Annotated in this window: 23 protein-coding genes; 12 read left to right on the top strand and 11 right to left on the bottom strand. The window is 68.4% G+C overall.

What is annotated here, in order from left to right; genetic code table 11:
• Positions 1-20: 20 nt before the first annotated feature.
• The gene (locus OHB24_RS32495; RefSeq protein ID WP_327634691.1) at positions 21-782 is read right to left on the bottom strand and encodes an MBL fold metallo-hydrolase; all 762 of its coding nucleotides are present in this window, start codon (positions 780-782) and stop codon (positions 21-23) included.
• 36 nt (positions 783-818) lie between these two features.
• Between OHB24_RS32495 and OHB24_RS32490 the strand changes: the two genes are divergently transcribed.
• Both OHB24_RS32490 and OHB24_RS32485 read left to right on the top strand, forming a co-directional pair.
• Positions 819-2174 (top strand): DNA polymerase IV, encoded by a 1356-nt coding sequence (locus OHB24_RS32490; protein WP_327634690.1) that lies wholly within the window; start codon positions 819-821, stop codon positions 2172-2174.
• Complete coding sequence (locus OHB24_RS32485) at positions 2167-3099, top strand: tetratricopeptide repeat protein (protein ID WP_327634689.1); 933 nt, start codon at positions 2167-2169, stop codon at positions 3097-3099. The genes OHB24_RS32490 and OHB24_RS32485 overlap by 8 nt, the downstream gene beginning before the upstream one ends.
• On the opposite strand, the gene ddaH is transcribed toward OHB24_RS32485, so the two are convergent.
• A complete protein-coding gene (gene ddaH / locus OHB24_RS32480; protein ID WP_327634688.1) occupies positions 3068-3829 on the bottom strand; it encodes a dimethylargininase in 762 nt (253 codons plus the stop codon). The two genes, OHB24_RS32485 and ddaH, sit on opposite strands and share 32 nt — an antisense overlap.
• Before the next feature lie 49 nt (positions 3830-3878).
• Here ddaH and OHB24_RS32475 point away from each other — a divergent pair, with 49 nt between their 5' ends.
• Both OHB24_RS32475 and OHB24_RS32470 read left to right on the top strand, forming a co-directional pair.
• Positions 3879-4397 (top strand): hemerythrin domain-containing protein, encoded by a 519-nt coding sequence (locus OHB24_RS32475; RefSeq protein ID WP_327634687.1) that lies wholly within the window; start codon positions 3879-3881, stop codon positions 4395-4397.
• Between the two features lie 9 nt (positions 4398-4406).
• Entirely contained in the window at positions 4407-4850 is a 444-nt protein-coding gene (locus OHB24_RS32470; protein ID WP_327634686.1) for an SRPBCC domain-containing protein, read from the top strand.
• Here OHB24_RS32470 and OHB24_RS32465 read toward each other — a convergent pair.
• The 5 genes from OHB24_RS32465 to OHB24_RS32445 are packed head-to-tail and all read right to left on the bottom strand — an operon-like array spanning position 4847 to position 8819.
• Positions 4847-5578, bottom strand: coding sequence for an MBL fold metallo-hydrolase (locus OHB24_RS32465; RefSeq protein ID WP_327634685.1), 732 nt, complete (start codon positions 5576-5578; stop codon positions 4847-4849). The two genes, OHB24_RS32470 and OHB24_RS32465, sit on opposite strands and share 4 nt — an antisense overlap.
• Positions 5575-5961, bottom strand: a complete 387-nt coding sequence (locus OHB24_RS32460; protein ID WP_327634684.1) for a YccF domain-containing protein — start codon at positions 5959-5961, stop codon at positions 5575-5577. Before OHB24_RS32460 ends, OHB24_RS32465 begins: the two co-directional genes overlap by 4 nt.
• Positions 5962-5966: 5 nt before the next feature.
• On the bottom strand, positions 5967-6812 hold the full coding sequence (locus OHB24_RS32455) for an alpha/beta fold hydrolase (protein ID WP_327634683.1): 846 nt from the start codon (positions 6810-6812) through the stop codon (positions 5967-5969).
• On the bottom strand, positions 6784-7932 hold the full coding sequence (locus OHB24_RS32450) for a saccharopine dehydrogenase family protein (RefSeq protein WP_327634682.1): 1149 nt from the start codon (positions 7930-7932) through the stop codon (positions 6784-6786). Before OHB24_RS32450 ends, OHB24_RS32455 begins: the two co-directional genes overlap by 29 nt.
• A complete protein-coding gene (locus tag OHB24_RS32445) occupies positions 7929-8819 on the bottom strand; it encodes an SDR family oxidoreductase (RefSeq protein WP_327634681.1) in 891 nt (296 codons plus the stop codon). The genes OHB24_RS32450 and OHB24_RS32445 overlap by 4 nt, the downstream gene beginning before the upstream one ends.
• A 74-nt stretch (positions 8820-8893) precedes the next feature.
• Between OHB24_RS32445 and OHB24_RS32440 the strand changes: the two genes are divergently transcribed.
• Complete coding sequence (locus tag OHB24_RS32440) at positions 8894-9502, top strand: TetR/AcrR family transcriptional regulator (RefSeq protein WP_327634680.1); 609 nt, start codon at positions 8894-8896, stop codon at positions 9500-9502.
• Here OHB24_RS32440 and OHB24_RS32435 read toward each other — a convergent pair.
• Complete coding sequence (locus tag OHB24_RS32435) at positions 9483-9923, bottom strand: MarR family winged helix-turn-helix transcriptional regulator (protein ID WP_327634679.1); 441 nt, start codon at positions 9921-9923, stop codon at positions 9483-9485. The two genes, OHB24_RS32440 and OHB24_RS32435, sit on opposite strands and share 20 nt — an antisense overlap.
• A 103-nt stretch (positions 9924-10026) precedes the next feature.
• Here OHB24_RS32435 and OHB24_RS32430 point away from each other — a divergent pair, with 103 nt between their 5' ends.
• The 6 genes from OHB24_RS32430 to OHB24_RS32405 all read left to right on the top strand — a co-directional run bounded on the left by OHB24_RS32430 (position 10027) and on the right by OHB24_RS32405 (position 15635).
• Positions 10027-10494, top strand: a complete 468-nt coding sequence (locus OHB24_RS32430; protein WP_327634678.1) for a hypothetical protein — start codon at positions 10027-10029, stop codon at positions 10492-10494.
• Positions 10495-10496: 2 nt separating this feature from the next.
• Complete coding sequence (locus OHB24_RS32425; protein ID WP_327634677.1) at positions 10497-10760, top strand: hypothetical protein; 264 nt, start codon at positions 10497-10499, stop codon at positions 10758-10760.
• 9 nt (positions 10761-10769) lie between these two features.
• Positions 10770-11573 (top strand): exodeoxyribonuclease III, encoded by an 804-nt coding sequence (gene xth / locus OHB24_RS32420; protein WP_327634676.1) that lies wholly within the window; start codon positions 10770-10772, stop codon positions 11571-11573.
• Positions 11574-11612: 39 nt separating this feature from the next.
• Positions 11613-12329: an alpha/beta hydrolase gene (locus tag OHB24_RS32415; RefSeq protein ID WP_327634675.1), complete on the top strand. Its 717-nt coding sequence runs from the start codon at positions 11613-11615 to the stop codon at positions 12327-12329.
• Positions 12322-14406 carry a S9 family peptidase gene (locus tag OHB24_RS32410; RefSeq protein ID WP_327634674.1) on the top strand — a complete coding sequence of 695 codons (2085 nt, stop codon included), beginning with the start codon at positions 12322-12324 and terminating at the stop codon, positions 14404-14406. The genes OHB24_RS32415 and OHB24_RS32410 overlap by 8 nt, the downstream gene beginning before the upstream one ends.
• A gap of 269 nt (positions 14407-14675) precedes the next feature.
• Entirely contained in the window at positions 14676-15635 is a 960-nt protein-coding gene (locus OHB24_RS32405; protein WP_130385833.1) for a sigma-70 family RNA polymerase sigma factor, read from the top strand.
• 74 nt (positions 15636-15709) lie between these two features.
• Here OHB24_RS32405 and OHB24_RS32400 read toward each other — a convergent pair whose 3' ends face one another.
• From OHB24_RS32400 to OHB24_RS32390, 3 genes are all read right to left on the bottom strand, one after another.
• Complete coding sequence (locus OHB24_RS32400) at positions 15710-16606, bottom strand: endonuclease/exonuclease/phosphatase family protein (RefSeq protein ID WP_327634672.1); 897 nt, start codon at positions 16604-16606, stop codon at positions 15710-15712.
• 113 nt (positions 16607-16719) lie between these two features.
• On the bottom strand, positions 16720-17436 hold the full coding sequence (locus tag OHB24_RS32395) for an HAD family hydrolase (protein WP_327634671.1): 717 nt from the start codon (positions 17434-17436) through the stop codon (positions 16720-16722).
• 44 nt (positions 17437-17480) lie between these two features.
• On the bottom strand, positions 17481-18611 hold the full coding sequence (locus OHB24_RS32390; protein WP_327634670.1) for a CPBP family intramembrane glutamic endopeptidase: 1131 nt from the start codon (positions 18609-18611) through the stop codon (positions 17481-17483).
• Positions 18612-18657: 46 nt separating this feature from the next.
• On the opposite strand from OHB24_RS32390, the gene OHB24_RS32385 reads away from it, so the two are divergent.
• A complete protein-coding gene (locus tag OHB24_RS32385; RefSeq protein WP_327634669.1) occupies positions 18658-19626 on the top strand; it encodes a Dyp-type peroxidase in 969 nt (322 codons plus the stop codon).
• Positions 19627-19641: the final 15 nt, after the last annotated feature.

Raw genomic sequence — 19641 nt, 5'->3', positions numbered from 1 at the left:
GGTTCAATCGCGTGGTGGACTCAGACCGGGAACACGATGAAGTGGTCGCGGTCGATCCGCACCGGCTCCTCCCCCGCCCCGGCGACGACCTCGGCGAGCTCGGTCAGTACGTCGGGACGCAGCTGCAGCTCGTGCTCGTCCGGGTGCCTGTCCTCGCCCATCTCGTAGTCCTGCCCCGGCTTGGTCGTCAGCTCGATGTGCGCGCCCAGGATCCACTCGACCGGATTGCCGTCAGCAACAAACGCCGCGAGCCGTGCGACGCTCGCGCGGAACGCGGGCCAGTCGAAGACGTACAGGCGTCCCGGGTAGAGCGAGTCGCCGCTGAGGAGCAGCCGCGTGTCCCGGTCGTAGATCGCGATGTGCGACGCATGGTGGCCCGGGATCGGCAGGACGTCGAGCACCCGTCCGCCGAGGTCGAGCTGCACCACGCCGTTCGGCCAGTCGGCGAACCCGAAGTACGCCGCGACCTCCTCGGCGCGCCTGCCGACGGGCTTGTCGAACTCGCCGTCGCCGCCGACATGGTCGCCATGGCCGTGGGTGTGCGCGACGACCAGTTCCCGCTCCCCCGCCAGCTCCTCGATCAGCGGTCGGAGCGGCACATGCCCGGTGCCGGTGTCGAGCACGAGAGCACGCTCGTCACCGAGCAGGAGGTAGATGAACGGGCCCTCGAAGTTGGTCCGGAGTGACTGGCGGATGATCGCCGTGCGTTCGTCGTACCAATGGATCTGATGGTCGGGAGTGGACGGATCGGTGCCGTCGTCCCAGTGGTCCGGGAAGGTCATCCGGTAATTGTCGGTGGTGGCAGCGACACTGGACAGGTGCGAGACGATCCGTCGGTGCTGCACGTGGACCTGGACGCGTTCTTCGCGGCGGTCGAGCAGCGGGACAAGCCGTCGCTGCGGGGCAAGCCCGTGGTTGTCGGCGGCATCGGCGTGCGCGGGGTCGTGTCCACCGCGTCGTACGAGGCACGCAAGTACGGCGTGCGCTCGGCGATGTCGACCGCCGAGGCGCGCTCCCGTTGCCCGCACGCGGCGTACCTGGGTCCGCGCTTCGAGGTCTACCGGCAGAGCAGCCGGGCCGTGATGGCGGAGATGCGGGCACTGTCGCCGTTGGTCGAGCCGCTGTCGCTGGACGAGGCGTTCATCGATCTGGCGGCGAGTGGGCTGACCGGGCTGACGGTCGAGGACGTGCAGGCGATCGCCGACGATCTGAAGGCTGCCATCCACAAGGTGTCCGGCGGGCTGACCGCGTCGGTCGGTGCGGGTACGTCGAAGCTGATCGCGAAGATCGCCAGCGATCTCGACAAGCCCAACGGCGTGGTCGTCGTACCGGCCGGCACCGAGGCCGAGTTCCTCGCGCCGATGCAGGTCACGGTGATCCCGGGAGTCGGCCCAGCGACCGCGCAGCGGCTCAGCATGGCCGGCGTCCGCACCGTCGCGGATCTGCAGCAGCTCAACGAGGACGAGTTGATCCGCCAGGTCGGGTCCGCGCACGGCTCCAGCCTGCACCGGCTCGCGGTGGCGGCCGACGACCGGCCGGTCGTGAGCGATCGGGAGACCAAGTCGGTCAGCGTCGAGGACACGTTCGAGACCGACATCATCGACCGCGCGCTGCTGACCGCGATCAGCGACCGGATGGCGCATCGTGTCGCCGAGCGCCTGCAGAAGGCGCAGCTGTCCGGCCGGACCGTGACGGTCAAGACGCGGATGCACGACTTCACCACGCACACCCGCTCGTCGACGTTGGCCGGACCGACCGACGACGCGCGGGTGGTCGCCCGCGTCGCACGCCGGCTGCTCGAGGAGAGCGACATTGGCGGCGGGATTCGATTGCTCGGTGTAGGCGTCTCGTCACTCGCCGACTGGATCCAGGACGATCTGTTCACCGAAGGGGAGCACGCCGAGAATCCGGTCGAGGTGGTCGAGCTGCCGGCCAGGCCGCGCGACCAGATCGGGTTCCATCCCGGGCAGGACGTCGCGCACCCGGACCACGGCCGCGGCTGGGTCTGGGGCTCGGGACGCGGTCGCGTCACGGTCCGGTTCGAGACCGCGGACACCCCACCGGGCCCGGTCCGGACGTTCTCCGTCGACGATCCGGCGCTGACAAAAGTGCAGCACACCGGTGCGGATGCAGACGAAGAACCCGAAACTGAGCACAATGTCTCGGATGAATGAGGAACGGCGGGGGGTGTACCCGTTCTGTGCTTCGTGCACGGCGACGTCCGAGGTCTGGCGCTCGGCCGAGGTAGCGGGGCCGACGGGTGGCCGGTTCTACGGGCACCGGGAAGTGTGCGAGAACTGCGGGTCGTCGGTGCGGACGCTCTACAACACGGTGCTGTGGGTGCCGGTGTCCAAGGTCGGACGCTTCCGGATCATCCCGACCGGCGGGCGCACGTACGTCGGCCGCAAGGTGGTCGACGTACCGGCTCCGGCCGTCGTACGGCGCGAACCGGTGTCGGCGATCGTGAATCATCCGGAGCTCGAGGGCGCACCGGCGTACAAGCAGGCCGAGGCGTACTGGGACGAGCGCGAGCCGGGGCAGGCGCTGCCGTTCTACCAGTCGGCGCTGGCCGAGCGGGAGAAGGTGCTCGCGGCCGACGACCCGGCGACGTTGCGGGTCCGGTTGCGGGTGGCCCAGGGCCTGCTCGCGACCGCGAACTACGGGCGGGCAATCGCGTGGTTCGAGCTGGTGACGCCGCAGCTGGTTGAGGTGTTCGGGCCGCATCACGAGCTGACGCGGGCGGCGACCGAGGCGATCACCGGTGCACGACTGATGGTCGGTGGTCCGCGGTCGGAGGCTCAGCTGCTCGCGGACATCGTCGCGGCGGACGGGGTTGTGGACGACGATGCGCAGTTGTTGCGCGATCGGGCAGCACTCGGGAAGGCGCTGCTCGCGTGCGGCGACATCGCGGAGTCGGTCGAGGCGCTGACCCAGGTCGTCCGGGACGCACCGCTTGGTCATCCGGACACGGCGATCTACCGCAAAGCGCTGGTGGAGGCGTGCGGGGTCGCCGACGCGCGCGGGAAGAAGCGCGACGTGCAGCTCGTCGCAGCCGCGCGACGGTTGCTCAGCGGCGCAGACGCACCGACAAGCACGTGACACAACCCTCGAGCTTCTCGAACTCGCTGATGTCGACCACGATCGGCCGATAACCCAGGCCCTCGAACAACTGCTTCGACTTCGGCGCCGACGCCGCCATCAGCAGCCTGTCGTCGTCCAGCAGTACGACGTGTGCGCCCGCTTCCTCAGGCACCGCACGGAACGCGTCGAACGCTGCCGGGTTGTCGACGAGCGGCTCGTACCCGACGACCGTTCCGTCGGGCAGTGCGGTGACGGCGGACTTCAGGTGCAGGACCTTCTGCACCGGGACCGCGCGGACCTCCGCGCCGAGTGGTGCGAACGCCTCACGCAGTTGCTGGATCCCGGCCGCGTTCGTCCGGCCGCCCTGCCCGACGTAGATCGTCGAGCCAATCTTCAGGACGTCGCCGCCGTCGAGGGTCCCGGGCTCGTCGATCCGTGCGATCCGGTACCCCTGCTCCGCGACGGTCGCCTCGGCCGCCGTCGCCTCCGCGCGTCGCTCGTCCGCGCCGGCCCGCGCGATCACCGCGAGGTCGCCGTACACGACCATCGTGTCCTCGATGAACACGCCGTCGGGGCACTCGTCGATCGGCGGTACTTCGACTGTGCCCCAGCCGGTGTCGTGGAGCGCGTCGACGTACCGCTGCCATTGCTCGAAGGCCAGGCCGAGGTCCACCGGCCGGCGCTCGATGTGCGTGACGAGACCTTCGGCGAGCCGCTGGCTCGGGCGGCGAATGAGGGCTGTCGGCATGACCGCAGAGTATCCGGGTACCGGCAGGCATCCGAGAGAGGAGACACGGATGCCGAAGATCCTTCCGGCGGCGGGTGGTGACGTGGTCGAGATCATCCTCGCCGACCACAGGTGGTTCGAAGAGGCGCTGCGCGAGCTGCGTGACGTGCGCAGCGATCGTGCGGCGGTGCTCGCCGACCTCGCCACCGTCCTGATCGCGCACGCCGAGGCCGAGGAGTCCAAGGTCTACCCGGCGCTGCGGCACCAGGACGCGATCGACGCCGACGAGGTCGAGCACTCCGAACACGAGCATGCCGAGGGCAATGACGCGCTGCTCGCCCTGATGGAGGTCGACGACACCGGCAGCGAAGAGTTCAGCGAGAAGCTGCACGAGCTGTCCGAGGCGCTCACGCACCACCTCGACGAGGAGGAGCGAGACGTCCTGAACCCGGCGCGGACGGACGTCGACGAAGGTGTCCGCCGCAAGCTCGGTGACGTGTTCGCCGAGGAGCGCGCCCGGCTGATCGAGTCCGGTTGCGGCGACCTGGCGAACGTCCGGAAAGTCGTCGCGGCCGAACAGCAGAACTAAGCTGTGTCCGTGCGCGAACTCACCGCCGTGGCCGACCTGACGGTTCCGCCCGATGTCGCCTTCGAGCTCTTCACCGACGAGTTCGGTCGATGGTGGCCGCCGGAGTTCTCGTGGTCGGGCGCCGACGGACTCACCGACATGGGCCTGCTCGACGGCGTGCTCTACGAGCTCGGACCGCACAGTATGCAGTGGGACTGGGGCCGGGTGCTGACCTGGGAACCAGGTCGACGGCTCGTCTTCAGCTGGCAGATCGGTCCAGACCGGGTGCCGGTGCCCCGTGCCGAGGACGCGACCGAGGTCGAGGTCACCTTCGACGACTCAACGGTCCGCGTCGTTCATCGTGGCTGGGAGCGGCACGGGGCAGCCGGCGACGGATACCGGAAGAACTTCGAGGAGGTCTGGCCCTACGTCCTCGGACGGTTCGCCGAGTACGCCGCCAACCGTCCTCGCTAGAGCTCGATGCCGAGGCCTTCCTCCGCGACGATCACTTCGCCCGCGAAGACTCGCTTGGCCTCTGCCACGGACACCGATCGGTCCGATCCCGGCCAGAAGTGCGTGAGCAACAGCCTCGATGCTCCCCTAGCGCCCACGGCTGCTTCCGTCGCAGTCATCACGTAGCGGGGCTGGGTCTGTGGTGACGGGCCTTGGAGTGTGGCATCCGAGATGAAGAGATCTGTTCCGTCAGCCAATCGCGCCAGGTCGGGCGAGGGGCCGCTGTCTCCCGTGTACGCGATCGACACCCCTGGCGCGCTGAGTCGTACGCCGAGATTCGTCTTGTAATGCGGGAGTTCCACCGTCAGCACCTCGAACGGCCCGATCCGCGTTGTCGACGCCAAGTCGTGGACCGCGAAGACGTCGGCCGGATCCGGGTGCGGCTCGAGTGCTCGTAGTACGTCGAGGACGCCGGGTGCACAGTGCAGCGGGAGCGGTGGCGCGTCGGGCGCCTCGTAGTGTCGTACACGGGCGAGACCACTCACGTCGACGCAGTGGTCCGGGTGCTGGTGGGTGACGACGACCGCGTCGACCTCGCCCTTCGGGCAATGTTCGAGCAGTCGCGGCAGGGCGGCGTACCCGAGATCCAGGACGACCCGGAAACCGTCGTACTCGAGCAGGAATCCGGCGCAGGCACGCCCGGCCTCCGGCCAGGCGCCGCAGGAACCGAGGACGGTCAGCGACCTCACACGAACGGTCGATCCGTCGGCACGATGTGCTTGCCGAGCGGCACCAGCGAGACCGGGATCAGCTTGAAGTTCGCGACCCCGAGCGGGATGCCGATCACCGTCAGGCACAGCGCGATGCCGGTCGTCAGGTGGCCGAGTGCCAGCCACCAGCCCGCGACGACGATCCAGATCAGGTTGCCGAGCAGCGCGCCCGCTCCGGCGGTGCGCTTGTCCACGATGGTCCGCCCGAACGGCCACAGGGTGTACGCCGCGATCCGGAACGACGCGATCCCGAACGGGATCGTGACGATCAGCACGCAACAGATGATTCCGGCGACCGCGTAACCGACCGCCAGCCAGAACCCGGCCAGGATCAGCCAGATCAGGTTGAGGAGCGTCTTCATGTCTCCTAGCGTGCCACCTGGCCGGTGTGTTCCTGCACCAGTTGCGCGACAAGTCCGGGATCGTTCCGGGGCATCCAGTGGCCGCCCCTGATCACCTTGACCGTGAGGTTCGGGGCCCAGCGCGCAACGTCGGTCTGCAGCGGGGTGGTGACGAACGGGTCGGCGTCCGGTGAGACCGCCAGCACAGGTACGTCGGTACGCCGCTGTGCGGGCCGGAGGAGCCGCGGGATGACGTTCGCGCGGTACAGCTTGATGCCGTTCACGTAGTCGCCGAGAGAGCGGTTGTCGTCGGGCTGCTGCTGCTCCAGGCGGTTGAACGCGCCGTGCGCCCAGCCTTTGCGCCAGCCGAGCTCCGGGAGCCATGGGAGGTGGAAGTAGAAGATGTACCACGAGTGCAGCAACTGCCTGAGCGCTGCGAGAGAGCGCTTTCTGAGGAAGTAACCGGCGTGATCGAGCGACGGCCCGGAGATCGAGGTGAAGGACGCGATCCGGGGTTGCAGGTCCGGGGCAGTCACGAAGTGCCAGGCCTGGATGGAGCCCCAGTCATGGGCCAGCACGTGCACCGGCCGGTCGGGTGACACCTGGTCGATGACCGCCTGGAAGTCCTCTTGCAGGCGATCGAGTGCGTACGCCGCGGTGCTTGTCGGATGGTCGGATTCGCCGGCACCTCGGACGTCGTACGCGACCACCTGAAAGTCGTCGGCGAGCAGCTCGGCCACCGGCTCCCAGAGCGCCGCGTTGTCCGGATACCCGTGCACGCAGACCAGCACCGGGTCAGCGCTGTTGTTGTAGCTGTAGACGGCGAGGGTGGTGCCGTCTCGGCTAGTAGCTGTCGACTTCGAGGGTGGCAAAGGTCATCCCCGCTTTCACCAGGCGCTCGCGCAGAGCGGGTCCCATGGCCGCGGCCGTCGTGGTCTGGCCGGCGGTCTCCGGCAGATCGTCGAGCGCCAGACAGAGAGCGCTCTCCCCCAGCATCTTCGCGGTCTCGTCGTACCCCGGGTCCCGGCCCGCGACCTCGGTGATCACCTGCTTGCCGCCGCCACGACCGACGAACCGGACGTTGAACCACGACTGCGCCCGGCGTTCCGCGCTCGGTCCGTCACCGGGCTGGAGCCGCTTCAGCAGCGCGTTCCGGACCGGCGGAACCTGGGCGCCCGCGATCAGCAGACCCACCCCACCGATGCCTGCGGCAACAGTCGGGAGATGCTTCACCGCGGCGTAGTGCGAGTACCGGAAATCCGGCCCGTAGCGATCGAGCAGCCGGCCCGAGTACCCGACGATCTGCGGATCGATGGTCGGCAACGGAACGGCCCAGAAGCCTTGCTGACGGTGGATCTTCCCGGCCACCGCTCGCGCCGTCCGGTCTGTCGGACGGGGCTCGGCCGCGCGTCGCGCGCGGTGCGCTTCCAGGTTCTGCTTCGGGCGCGAGAACGCGGTGATCGCGGTGTGGAACGTGCCACCGGACGGCCGGCCCCCGCCGCGGATCAACCCGTCGACCTGGATGGGCACGTTCTCCGGCAGCTGCTCGACGGTGTACTGCACACCTAGGTCGTACGGGATCGAGTCGAACCCGCACGCGTGGATGATCCGGGCGCCGGTCTGCGTCGCGCGTTCGTGGTAGCGCACGTACATCCGGTCCAGGAACTCCTGCTCACCGGTGAGATCGAGATACCCGGTCCCGGCCTCCGCGCAGGCGGCGACGAGCGGTTCGCCGTACCGGACGTAGGGACCGACCGTGGTGGCGACGACCTTGGTCGACTCGGCGAGTTCGCGCAGCGAGTTCGCGTCGGTGACGTCGGCGACCAGGATGTCCCGGCCGAACCGCTCGAGCTTCTGTTTGTTGCGTCCGGCAACCGCCCAGCGCAGGCCGTCCGGCGCGTTCTTCTCCAGGTATTCCGCAGTGAGCGCTCCCGTGAATCCGCTCGCCCCCAAGAGGACAACGTCGTACTCGCGGCTCATCTTCGGGCTCACTTCTGCGCAGCTTCGGCGTCCGCGAGCCCGCCGGCGCCGCTCGGTCGCGAGGACGCCTCGGCGCCACGTGACTGGACATCGGCCAGCGCCGCCGCATCGGCCTTCGGCACGCTGAACCGCGAGCCGGCCTCGATGACATGCGGGATCACCCAACGGAACACCTTCAGCGCGCCGATCCAGCCCGGCACGTGAACGGTGCGAGAGCGCTTTCTGATGCCCTCGACGAACTTGCCCACCGCGAACTCCAGCGAGTACGTCTTGCTCACACCCGGGATCCCGGTCCGGACCTTGCCGAACACCGGATGCGTGTCGACCCCGCGCACCATGTCGGTGTCGACGAACGTCATGTGCGCGACGCCGACCCGGACTCCCAGGTGCTTCAGCTCCGGCCGCAGTGTGTCCCCCATCGCCTCGACTCCGGCCTTCGACACGTTGTACGACGCGAGGCCCGGGATGTGCACGATCGCGGCGAGGGACGAGACGAGCAGCAGGTAGCCCTTGCTCTCCAGCAGGTACGGCAGCGTGAGGTGAACCGTGCGCCAGACGCCGATCAGGTCCACATCGAGAACGCGCTCCCAGACCTTCGGGTCCATGCTCCGGCTGAAGCCCGGCGCGGCGATCCCGGCGTTCGCCATCACGACGTCGATCCGGCCGTAGCGCTCGGCGATCGCCTCGACCGCGGTCCGCAGCGAGTCGGTGTCGGTGACATCCGCCTCCCACCAGCCGGCGTCCGGGCCGCAGTCCTCCGCGACCTTCTTCAGCTCGTCCGGTTCCAGGCCGACCAGCGCCAGCTTCGCGCCGTCCTGCGCCAGCTGCCGGGCGACTGCGGCACCGATCCCCCGGGAGGCGCCGGTGATGAGCACGACTTGACCGGGCAACGGAAGCATCGGGGACCTCCAGCTTGTTGAGTGGATACTCAACAGTAAGTGCTTGTTGACCGAATACTCAATAGACTGTCCGCATGAGCCAGATCTCCTCCGGTGCCCGGCTGCGGCCCGACGAGCGGCGCGCGCAGATCCTCGCGGCCGCGCGCCGGGTGCTGCTCGCGGACCCGCACCGCGAGCTGACGGTCGAACTCGTCGCCGCCGAGGCCGGCGTCTCCCCCGCTCTCCTGTTCCACTACTTCGGCTCGAAGAAGAAGTTCCAGTACGCCGTGATCGAGGAAGCCGCGGCCGAGGTCATGCTGCGCACCGCCCCGGACCCGTCGCTGCCTCCCGCCGAACAACTGCGCGCCGGGATCCGCGCGTTCGTCCGCGCCGTACTCGAAGCTCCCCAGCTCTACCGGGCGACCCTGCTGATGTCGGCTGCCGGAGACCCGGACGTCAGAGCGCTGCACTCCGACCTGCGTCGTGTCTTCAGCCAGTGGGTGATCAGGGCGGTCGCCGAGCGAGGTATCGAGATCACCCCCGTCGTCGAGCTCGCGTGTCACGGCTGGCAGGGATACGTCGAACAGACCCTGCTGGTGTGGATCGACAATCCGACCGTCTCACCGGAAGCCCTCGAGGATCTGTGCGCGCAGTCCCTGGACGCCATCCTGTCGACAACCAGCCTCACGACGACCCCGGAGTGATCTCCGACGGCTCGGCAGCGAGCGCCGTCAGCAACTGGAGCACCTCGCCGATCAGGCCGTCGGTCGCCTCCGCGCCGAGCCGCGCGGTCAGCTCCGCATCGATCGCGGACAGCACGACTCGGCAGCGACCGAGCAGTTGCTCGCCTGCAGCCGTGACCTTCAGGTCTGCGGCCCGCCCTCGCCCAGGTGCCGTCAGTCGCTCGACAGCTCCCATGTCCTGCAACTGCAGGAGCGTCGACTGCATGCTTTGGGTGGTGATGCCGTCCCTCCGGGCGAGCTCGCTGTACGACAGCCCCGGCTGGTGTGCGAGATGCCCCAGCGCCGAGAAGTGCCGCAGTGACAGGCCCTCTGCCCGGAGATCACGCTCCAACCGTGTGCGCAGCTCTCCACCCAGCATCACCAGCAACAGCGCGGGACTCACTGGCGGTCGTCTGGGCTCTTCCATCCGGCAATCATCGCAGGTTTCAGTCTCACTGATACTTGAGTTACAGTCTGGCTGAAACTTTCGACCTCTGGGGAGTGCGATGAACAAGTTCCTGCTCAGCGTCCATGTCCTGGCCGCGATCATCTTCGTCGGTCCGGTGACGATCGCGGCGAGCATGTTCCCGCCGATCGCGCGGCGGACGCTCCTGGCGGAGGCGCCGGACGCTGCGGTACTCGGGGTCCTCCACCGGATCAGCCGGGTCTACGCGATCGGCGGCCTGACCGTGCCCGTCTTCGGTCTTGCGGTGGCCGGCGGGATGGGGGTGCTGGGCGACTACTGGCTGATCATCTCGATGATCCTCACGCTCGTCGCCGCGGCCTTGCTCGCCTTCGTGGTCATCCCCACACAATCCCGTGTGCTGGCAGCGGTCGTCGCCGGTCCCGACGTACGCACGGCGCTGCTCCCCCAGGCCAAGGCACTGTCCATGACCACCGGCGTGTTCGCCCTCCTGTGGGCCGTCGTCGTGGTGCTGATGATCGTCCGCCCCGGTTCGACAACGGGGGCCTGACGATGAAGGTGCTGAAGATCGCGGCGGCCGTCGAGGCTGCGACGGTGTGCTTGCTGTTCGCGAACCTCCTCACGGTGCATTGGGCGCCCGTCTCGTCGGTGCTGGGTCCGACGCACGGTACGGCGTACCTCGTGACGATCGTGACGGTCGTGACCTCGGCCGGCGCGTCGCCGCGGGCAAAGGTGCTCTCGTTCGTCCCTGCGGTCGGCGGGTACCTGGCGTTGCGGAGGATGTCGGCGCGCGATCCGTCGGAGGCTGCGCGTTAGGGTTCTCGGGTGCTGACGGTTGCCACGGTGAATGTGAACGGGATCAGGGCCGCCTTCCGGCGCGGGATGGCGCCGTGGCTGGAGAGCACGGACCCGGACCTTTTGCTGATGCAGGAAGTTCGCGCGTCGGACGACGTACTGCGGGAGCTCCTCGGCGGCGACTGGAACATCGCGCACGCCGAGCCGGCGATCGACGGGCACAAGGGACGCGCGGGCGTCGCGGTCGCGAGCCGGCGGCCAATCAAGGAGGAGCGCGGCGAGATCGGACCCGAGCGGTTCGCCGGGACCGGGCGCTGGGTCGAGGCGGACGTCGTGCTGGACGACGGTACGACGTTGACCGCGGTCAGCACGTACGTGTTCACCGGCGAGTTCGAGACCCCGCCGCGGCAGGAGGAGAAGTACGCGTTCCTGGACGCGATCACCGCACGGCTGACCGAGCTGCGGGCGGACGGTCGGCACGTGCTGATGTGCGGCGACCTCAACATCGCGCACCGCGAGGAAGACCTGAAGGCCTGGAAGGCGAACCGCAAGAAGAGCGGCTTCCTGCTCGAGGAACGCGCCTGGATGGACCGTCTCTTCGAAGCCGGCTGGGTAGACCTGGGCCGGCGCTTCGGCGGCGAAGGCCCCGGCCCGTACTCATGGTGGTCCTGGCGCGGCAAGGCCTTCGACAACGACGCCGGCTGGCGCATCGACTACCAGATCGCCTCCCCCGCACTCGCCGGGTCCGCCACCGCCTGCGTCATCCACCGAGCCCCGACGTACGCCGAACGCTGGAGCGACCACGCCCCGGTCGTCGCGACGTACGAGATCTAGCCCCGACCATCTAGCCCTGACCGCGCCTACAGTCGGGCCATGCCTGACGATCCTGCCTTCGTCCTGCCGACGCCCGACGTCGCCCGGACGACCTACGAGGGGCTGCAGCTCAACCTCCCTGACACCACGGAACCCGCGCCGGCTGTTCTGCTGATCCACGGAGTGCCCTACCGCGCCGAGGGCAAGCCGCTACCGAGTGCGTGGCAGATCTATCAGGGGTACGCCGCTCAACTCGCCGCCCACGGCTCCGTGGCGGCAGTCGTCGACCACAGTCCCGACGGCCTACCCGACGAGGACCGCTCCCTGATCGCACTGTCGAAGGCGATCGCGGCCGTCCGGGCGCACCCGCGCGTGGACGCGAGCCGCGTGGCCCTGTGGTTCTTCTCCGGCGGCTCGCCGCTGTCCGTCGGCTTCCTGCAGAGTCCTCCGGACTGGCTCAGATGCATCGCCCTGACCTACCCGGTCCTCGGCGACTCCGAACTCGTCACGATCCGCGGCGTCCACCCGATCGACGCTGTCACGGGTGCGCGCGGGCTCCCGCTCGTGATGACCTTGGTCGGTCGTGAACTGCCGGACGTGGCGCTCACCCAGCCGCCGTTCATCGAAGCTGCCCGGGCGGCTGGCGCCGACCTCGAGGTGATCGAAGTACCGGATGGCCGGCACGGATTCGACGTACTCGACCACACCGAAGAGTCGCGGCAGGCAGTGGCGGCCGCGCTGTCCGCGGTGACGCGGGTAGTCTCGCGGCATGTCTGAGATTTCTTCTTCTGTGACGCCGCCGGTCGCTGCGCGGAAGCCGGTTGAGCGGGTGCATCACGGTGATGTGTTCGTCGACGAGTACGAGTGGTTGCGCGACAAGAGCGATGACGAGGTGCTGGGGTACCTGCGGGCCGAGAACACGTACACCGAGGCCCGGACGGCGCACCTGGAATCGTTGCGTGAGGCAATCTTCAAGGAGATCTCGGACCGGACGCTGCAGACCGACCTGAGCGTTCCGGCCAGGCGCGGCGGGTACTGGTACTACTCGCGCACGATCGAGGGCCGGCAGTACTCGCTGCACTGCCGGGTCAAGGTGGACGGCGACCAGCCACCGGCCACCGACGGCGAGATCGCGGGCGAAGAGGTCATGCTCGACGGCAACGAGGTGGCCGGCGACTCCGAGTTCTTCTCGCTCGGCACGGTCGACGTGTCCCCCGACGGGCGCCTGCTGGCGTACTCCGTCGACCTCAAGGGCGACGAGCGGTTCACGCTGCGGATCAAGGACCTCGACACCGGCGAGCTGCTGCCGGACGAGCTGCCCGAGGTGCACTACGGCTCGGCCTGGTCCGCCGACGGATCGACGATCTTCTACACCAAGGTCGACGACGCCTGGCGCCCGTACCAGGTCTGGCGGCACACCCTCGGCGCGGCCGATGACGTGCTGGTGATGGAAGAACCGGACGAGCGGTTCTGGGTCGGCGTCGACCTGACGCGCAACGAGCAGGCGATCATGATCGCGCTCGGCAGCAAGCTCACCAGTGAGGTCTGGCTGCTCGACGCCCAGAACCCGACGGGTGACCCGGTCGTGGTCGCGGCCCGCCGCGAAGGCGTCGAGTACGACGTCGAGCACGCCGGCGACCAGCTCCTGATCACGCACAACGCCGACGCCGCCAACTTCTCGCTGGCCTCCGCGCCACTCGACTCCCCCGGCGACTGGACGGCCTTGATCGAGGGCGACGAGACCAGCCGCCTGCTCGGCGCGGACGCGTTCGCCGACCACGTCATCCTGTACCGGCGCCGCAACGCGCTCACCGAGCTCGCGATCATGCGACGTACCAACGACGGTTTCGGCGATCCCGAAGTACTGGAGTTCGACGAGCCGATCTACACCGTGTCGCCCGGCCGCAACGACGAGTGGCACGACACCCGGTACCGGTTCGGCTACACCTCCCTCGTCACCCCGGGTTCGACGTACGACGTGGACGTCGCGACCGGCGAGCGGCGACTGCTCAAGCAGCAGCCCGTCCTCGGTGACGTGGACCTCACCGCGTATACGCAGTACCGCGAGTGGGCGACGGCTCCGGACGGTACGAAGGTGCCGATCTCGATGGTCGCACGCAAGGACGTCGCGAAGGACGGGAACGCGCCGGTCGTGCTGTACGGGTACGGCTCGTACGAGACGTCCGTCGACCCGTGGTTCTCGATCCCGCGGCTCTCGCTGCTCGACCGCGGCGTGGTGTTCGCGATCGCGCACATCCGCGGCGGCGGCGAGCTCGGCCGGCACTGGTACGACGACGGCAAGACGCTCACCAAGCGGAACACGTTCACGGATTTCGTGGCGGCCGCGGAACACCTGGTGCAGGCCGGCTGGACCAGGCCGGAACGGATCGTCGCCCAGGGCGGCAGCGCCGGCGGACTGCTGATGGGCGCGGTCGCGAACCTGGCCCCGCAGGCATTCGGCGGAATCGTCGCGGAAGTGCCGTTCGTGGACGCGTTGACGACGATTCTGGACCCGTCGCTGCCGCTCACGGTGATCGAGTGGGAGGAATGGGGCAATCCGCTCGAAGACCCCGCGGTCTACGAGTACATGAAGTCCTACTCGCCGTACGAAAACGTCACCGCGCAGCACTATCCGCGCATCCTCGCGATCACCAGCCTGAACGACACCCGGGTGTTCTTCGTCGAGCCGGCGAAGTGGGTGGCGAAACTCCGGGCGACCGCGAGCGGGGACACCGACGTACTGCTCAAGACCGAGATGGACGCCGGGCACGGCGGTCGCAGCGGGCGGTACGACGCCTGGCGCGAGGTCGCCTTTTCGCTGTCGTGGGAGCTCGACACCCTCGGGCTGAGCTGACCCAGAGCCGACCAAGAGGGAATTTCCGCCCCCGGGCGTGTGTTGTGCAACACATCCGGGGGCACCGGAACACAGTGATTCTGGACGAATTCTCAGCTTCCGCAGCGCGTGTTGTGCCGAATAGTCCCGTCAGCCTGAGGGACACCGGTTTCCAGCGCGATTTCGCTGCCAGGAACTCTCAGGGAACGTTCAGGGTGTTTACACACTCGTCCTGGAATCTTGAACCCTACTCGAGCGTTGCTCTCCATGTAACGACGAAGGGAGTTTCGGTGGCTCGCATGGCTCGTGTCCGGTCCACGGACGACGGTATCGACGGCAAGGACAGCGTCGGTCTCTACCTCGAGGAGATCGCTCGCACTCCTTTGCTGACAGCTGAGGAAGAAGTCGAGCTCGCTGAGACGGTCGAAGCAGGACTCCTTGCGGAGCAACTGCTGGCCGAGGGGCGGGTTGGACGTAAGAAGGGCGGAGCGCCCAAATATGCCACGGAGGAGGAGCTGGAGTGGCTGGCCGAAGAGGGCCAGCGCGCGCAGCAGCGGTTCGTGACCGCGAACCTCCGGCTCGTGGTGTCGATCGCTCGCCGCTACGGACGTTCCCAGATGCCCTTGCTGGACCTGGTCCAGGAAGGCAACACGGGACTCATCCGCGCGGTGGAGAAGTTCGACTACCGAAAGGGTTTCAAGTTCTCGACGTACGCGACCTGGTGGGTGCGGCAGGCCATCACCCGCGGTATCGCGCAGCAGGCCCGGGTGGTCCGGCTGCCGGTGCACGTGGTGGAGCAGCTGAACCAGATCGGGTCGGCACGGCGCACACTGGAGCGCAAGCTCGGGCGGGAGCCGGAGATCGACGAGATCGCAGCCGAGCTGAACCTGGATCCGGAGCGGGTCACGGAACTGATCCGTATCGGCCGGGACCACATCAGCCTGAACAGCCCGGTCGACGACGAGGGTGAGACCTCGCTGGGTGACCTGATCGCGGCCGAGACCGCGCCGGGTCCGGACCAGCTGGTCGCCGACGCGTCGGACCGTTCGGGACTGTTCAGTCTGGTCGACCAGCTCGACCCGCGGTCCGCGGACGTGATCCGGCGCCGCTACGGTCTGCACGACGGCCGCCAGGCCAAGTTGGCCGACATCGGCGCGGTGCACGGCATCTCCGCCGAGCGGGTCCGCCAGATCGAGCGCGAGGCACTGGGTCGCCTCCGCCTGATGGCAGACCCGACGCTGGCCGCGTAACACCCACCCCGAAACCCCTCAGGACCCCCGAGCCACGATCTGGCTCGGGGGTCCTTTCGGTTGTCAGCCAAAGGTCAGCCCCAGTGGATCCACGACTCCACCGCAAGGTGGTCACTCGGGAACTGCCCGTCCTTGCTGAAGGTGTTGATGTTCGCCTTCGAGACACGCAGCCCCGGAGTGGTGAGGATCCAGTCGATCCGGTCCCCGTTCGGTGTCAGCGGCTTGTACCCGTGGAACGTCGCGTACAGGGCGCTGCGGCGCTCGGCCGTCACCCAACTGTCGGCGAACTTCCCGCTCGTCACGAGCTTGTCGTACACGGTCAGCCCCGGCTTGGCGGCCTCGTTGTAGTCCGCGGTGAGGATCACCGGCAGCGCGGGGTCGAAGCCGGCGATCCGCTGCAGGATCAGGTCGGCGGACTTCGAGCGGGCCGTCGCGTCGTACGCCTCCAGGTGTGTGTTGACCGCGTAGAACTCCTTCGACGTCGCCTTGTCCTTGAAGCGCACCCACGTCACCATCCGCGGGCAGCAGCCGCCCCAGGTCTGGGAGCCGATCACGTCCGGGGTGTCCGACAGCCAGAAGTGGTCGTACTCGAGCGGCTGCAGGCGGCGCTGGTCGAAGAAGATCATCATGAACTCCCCCTTGCTGCCGCCCTCCCGCCCCAGGCCGATCGAGTCGTACGCCGGGCCGAGGTCGGAGGAGATGTCCTGGAGCTGGGAGTACAGGCCCTCCTGGGTGCCGATGAGCTGCGGGCGGGCCTGCCGCAACTGCTCCCGCATCACCGGACGCCGGTCCGCCCAGGTGTTCGGCGGGGTGTCGCTGGCGTACCTCAGGTTGTACGACATCACGTGCAGTGGACCAGCGGCTGTTGCCTCGGCTGAGGTTGGCGCGGCTTGTGACACACCGCTGCTGAGCGTCAGGCCGGCGACGGCCGCCGCGACGAGCGCGGCGAGCCGACGGCGCGTGGTGAACATGTCAAAAACCTCCAAGGGCGGTTTGCAAGGAGGTTGGACGTTAACCAGATCTGGTGACCGGTCGCTAGCCGTAGCGCGTCGCGCACGTGACGTTAGAGGTGCCGCGGGGCCTCTTAGGCGGCTGCTTCGTTCCAGGAGTCGATCAGCGGGATCAGCTCGGACAGGCGCTGGACGGTCGCGTCCGGCGTACCTTCCGTGTGCCCGATCTGCTCGGTCGGGATCGCGCTGTGCGGCAGGTGCGCCGCGCGCATCCCGACGTTCTGCGCGCCCCAGACGTCGTCGAACAACCTGTCGCCGACGAACAGGCACCGGGACGGCTCGGACACCCCGACCGCCCGCATCGCGGCCAGGAACGCCTCCGGGTGCGGCTTGGTGTGCGGGATCTCGCTGGTGTAGACCGCTCCGTCGAGCAGGTCCAGTACGCCGTCGCGCGCGAAGACCTCCTCGTGCCGCCGCCGCGGCCAGATCGTGTTCGACAGGACGCCGACCTTGAGACCGCGGTTGCGGAGCGCCTGCAGGGTGTCGACCGCGTCCGGCTCCAGCTCCGTGTGCGGGTCCCACTGCCGCTCGTACTCCGCCAGCGCCGCGGGCGTCATCACCACCTCGGCCAGCGAGCACACCTCCTCGAGGGTGCTGCTTCGGTGCTCGTCGCGTGAACGCCGCCACACGGAGCCCTCGGCCGCGACCAGCCGGGCCGCCAACTCTTCGGCGTTGTCCTCGTCGAGCAGCACGGACACGGCCCGCCACGTCTCGTGCAGAGAGATGTCGTGCCAGGTTGCCAGCGTGCCGCCCCAGTCGAACAGGACGGCTTCGATCTTCGCGTTCGTCACCCGGCAAAGCCTGCCAGAGCCGACCGACAGTTCTCGCCTGCTTTTCAGCTCAGCCGGCGGATCTCCTGCCTGCGGGCCAGCCAGGTCACCGCGATCGCGTAGAACGCCAGGCAGGGAATGTCCGCGACGAACAGCGTCCACGGGGCATCTCCCTGTACGTTCCACTGGTCGCCGCGACCCGTTGCCGCGGGCAACAGGAAGGCGATCAGGTTGTTCAGGACGTGCAGGGCGATCGCGGCCTCCAGTCCCCCGGTCCGGACCGTCAGCCAGCCGACCACCACCGCGAACATGAAGATGTCCGCCATCGCCCAGCCGATGTACCCGTGGGCAGACGCGAACGCCACGCCGCCCACGACGATGCCGGGCCAGGGCGAGCGGAAGAGCCTCCGCAACCAGCGCGCCCGCCCGTTCGGGTCGTCCGGCCCGTAGGCGCCGACGGCCTGGATCAGCCAGCCGCGGAACACGAACTCCTCGGCCGCCGACTGGAACGGCACCAGGAACAGAATCACCAGCGCCGGTACGACGAACGCACTGAAGCCGATCCAGTCTCCTCCGGCGGTCCCGATCGACTCGTCGGCGGGAGACACCGCGTCGACCAGTACACCCATCGCGAACGAGAGCGCGATATAGCCGACCGCCGGCAGGCAGCACCACAGCAGCCAGCGCCAGCGGATCCTGTTCAGCACCGAGGCGACGCTCCAGAACGGCCGGCGCTGGACCATCCACGCGACCAGGCCGACGAGCGGGGTCAGGACGCCGAGCATCACCAGCGTCACGGCGAGGTTCTCGGTGTCGCTCGGGAAGATGTCCGTGCCGCTCGGCTCCGGCAGCGGTCCGGCCAGGGTCCGGTGCGCGATCACCCAGACGACCACGATCAGCGACGTCAGGACGAACGCGAAGAGGCCCAGCAGGAGAGATCCGACGAAGGGCCGCCACCAGGCGTGCTTCGGCGTACGGGCCAGCCGGTGGTACGGCGTACCTGCGGGTGCCGGGACTGTTCGCGGCTCGCGGTTCGCGTACACAGGCGGGTAGGCGCCGTACTGCTGCTGGTAAGGCGGCGGGTATTGCTGCGGGTGCTGCGGATATGGGCCGGTGTGGGGCGGCGGTGGCGGTGGCTGTCCCGGCTGGGAGTATGGGCCCGGGTGCGGAGACGGTCCGGGCTGCTGCGGGTCCATGACTGGACTCTAGAAGATCGGACCAACTGGACGGAGGGAGAACACGGTGGTTACTGAACCGACGCTCGGGGAGAACCGGCAGACCGACGCGCTGCCCCAGTCCGTGCTGATGCCGTTGAGCGGTTCCGCCATCTTTCTGGTCGTCCAGGTGGAGCCGGGCGGCGAGGACCGGACCCGGGACCTGCTGGAGCGGCTGAGCGGTCTCGTGCGTTCGGTCGGGTTCCGTGTACCGGCCGGCAATCTCTCCTGTGTCACCAGCATCGGCTCGGAGGTCTGGGACCGTCTGTTCGGCGGTCCGCGCCCGGCCGAGCTGCACCCGTTCGTCGAACTCAAGGGCGCCACGCACCACGCGCCGTCGACGCCGGGCGATCTGCTCTTCCACATCCGGGCCGCGCACCAGGATCAGTGCTTCGAGCTGGCCGGCCAGATCATGAACGTGCTCGACGGCGCGGCGACGGTCGTCGACGAGGTGCACGGCTTCAAGTACTTCGAGATGCGCGACCTGCTCGGCTTCGTCGACGGTACCGAGAACCCGACCGGCAGCGAGGCGCACGCCGCTGTCCTGATCGGCGGCGAGGACCCGGACTTCCGCGGCGGGAGCTACGTGATCGTGCAGAAGTACCTGCACGACCTGAAGGCCTGGAACACGCTGACCGTCGAGCAGCAGGAGCTCGCCGTCGGCCGGACCAAGCTCGACGACATCGAGCTCGACGACGCCAAGAAGCCCGGCAACGCGCACATCGTGCTGAACGTGATCGAGGACGACGACGGCAACGAACTGCAGATCCTGCGCGACAACATGCCGTTCGGCACCATCGGCACGCAGGACTTCGGCACCTACTTCATCGGGTACGCCAAGACGCCGGCGGTGACCGAGCTGATGCTCCGGCGGATGTTCATCGGGGTACCCGAGGGCAACCACGACCGGCTCCTCGACTTCTCCACCGCGGTCACCGGTTGCCTGTTCTTCACCCCACCCGCAGCCTTCCTGGACGACCTCCCGCCGGCACCCTGAGAACTGTCGGCGGGT

It is taken from the genome of Kribbella sp. NBC_00482 (assembly GCF_036013725.1).
In the GTDB taxonomy this organism is placed as follows: Bacteria; Actinomycetota; Actinomycetes; order Propionibacteriales; family Kribbellaceae; genus Kribbella.
The sequence above is the reverse complement of the archived record's forward strand: the minus strand, read 5'-3'. Positions and strand labels throughout refer to the sequence as shown.

Coding starts and splice junctions, on each gene's coding strand:
- OHB24_RS32495 (WP_327634691.1), bottom strand. CDS start 782: ATGACCTTCCCGGACCACTGGGACGACGGCACCGATCCGTCCACTCCC.
- OHB24_RS32485 (WP_327634689.1), top strand. CDS start 2,167: ATGAATGAGGAACGGCGGGGGGTGTACCCGTTCTGTGCTTCGTGCACG.
- ddaH (WP_327634688.1), bottom strand. CDS start 3,829: ATGCCGACAGCCCTCATTCGCCGCCCGAGCCAGCGGCTCGCCGAAGGT.
- OHB24_RS32475 (WP_327634687.1), top strand. CDS start 3,879: ATGCCGAAGATCCTTCCGGCGGCGGGTGGTGACGTGGTCGAGATCATC.
- OHB24_RS32460 (WP_327634684.1), bottom strand. CDS start 5,961: ATGAAGACGCTCCTCAACCTGATCTGGCTGATCCTGGCCGGGTTCTGG.
- OHB24_RS32445 (WP_327634681.1), bottom strand. CDS start 8,819: ATGCTTCCGTTGCCCGGTCAAGTCGTGCTCATCACCGGCGCCTCCCGG.
- OHB24_RS32440 (WP_327634680.1), top strand. CDS start 8,894: ATGAGCCAGATCTCCTCCGGTGCCCGGCTGCGGCCCGACGAGCGGCGC.
- OHB24_RS32430 (WP_327634678.1), top strand. CDS start 10,027: ATGAACAAGTTCCTGCTCAGCGTCCATGTCCTGGCCGCGATCATCTTC.
- OHB24_RS32425 (WP_327634677.1), top strand. CDS start 10,497: ATGAAGGTGCTGAAGATCGCGGCGGCCGTCGAGGCTGCGACGGTGTGC.
- OHB24_RS32415 (WP_327634675.1), top strand. CDS start 11,613: ATGCCTGACGATCCTGCCTTCGTCCTGCCGACGCCCGACGTCGCCCGG.
- OHB24_RS32410 (WP_327634674.1), top strand. CDS start 12,322: ATGTCTGAGATTTCTTCTTCTGTGACGCCGCCGGTCGCTGCGCGGAAG.
- OHB24_RS32400 (WP_327634672.1), bottom strand. CDS start 16,606: ATGTTCACCACGCGCCGTCGGCTCGCCGCGCTCGTCGCGGCGGCCGTC.
- OHB24_RS32390 (WP_327634670.1), bottom strand. CDS start 18,611: ATGGACCCGCAGCAGCCCGGACCGTCTCCGCACCCGGGCCCATACTCC.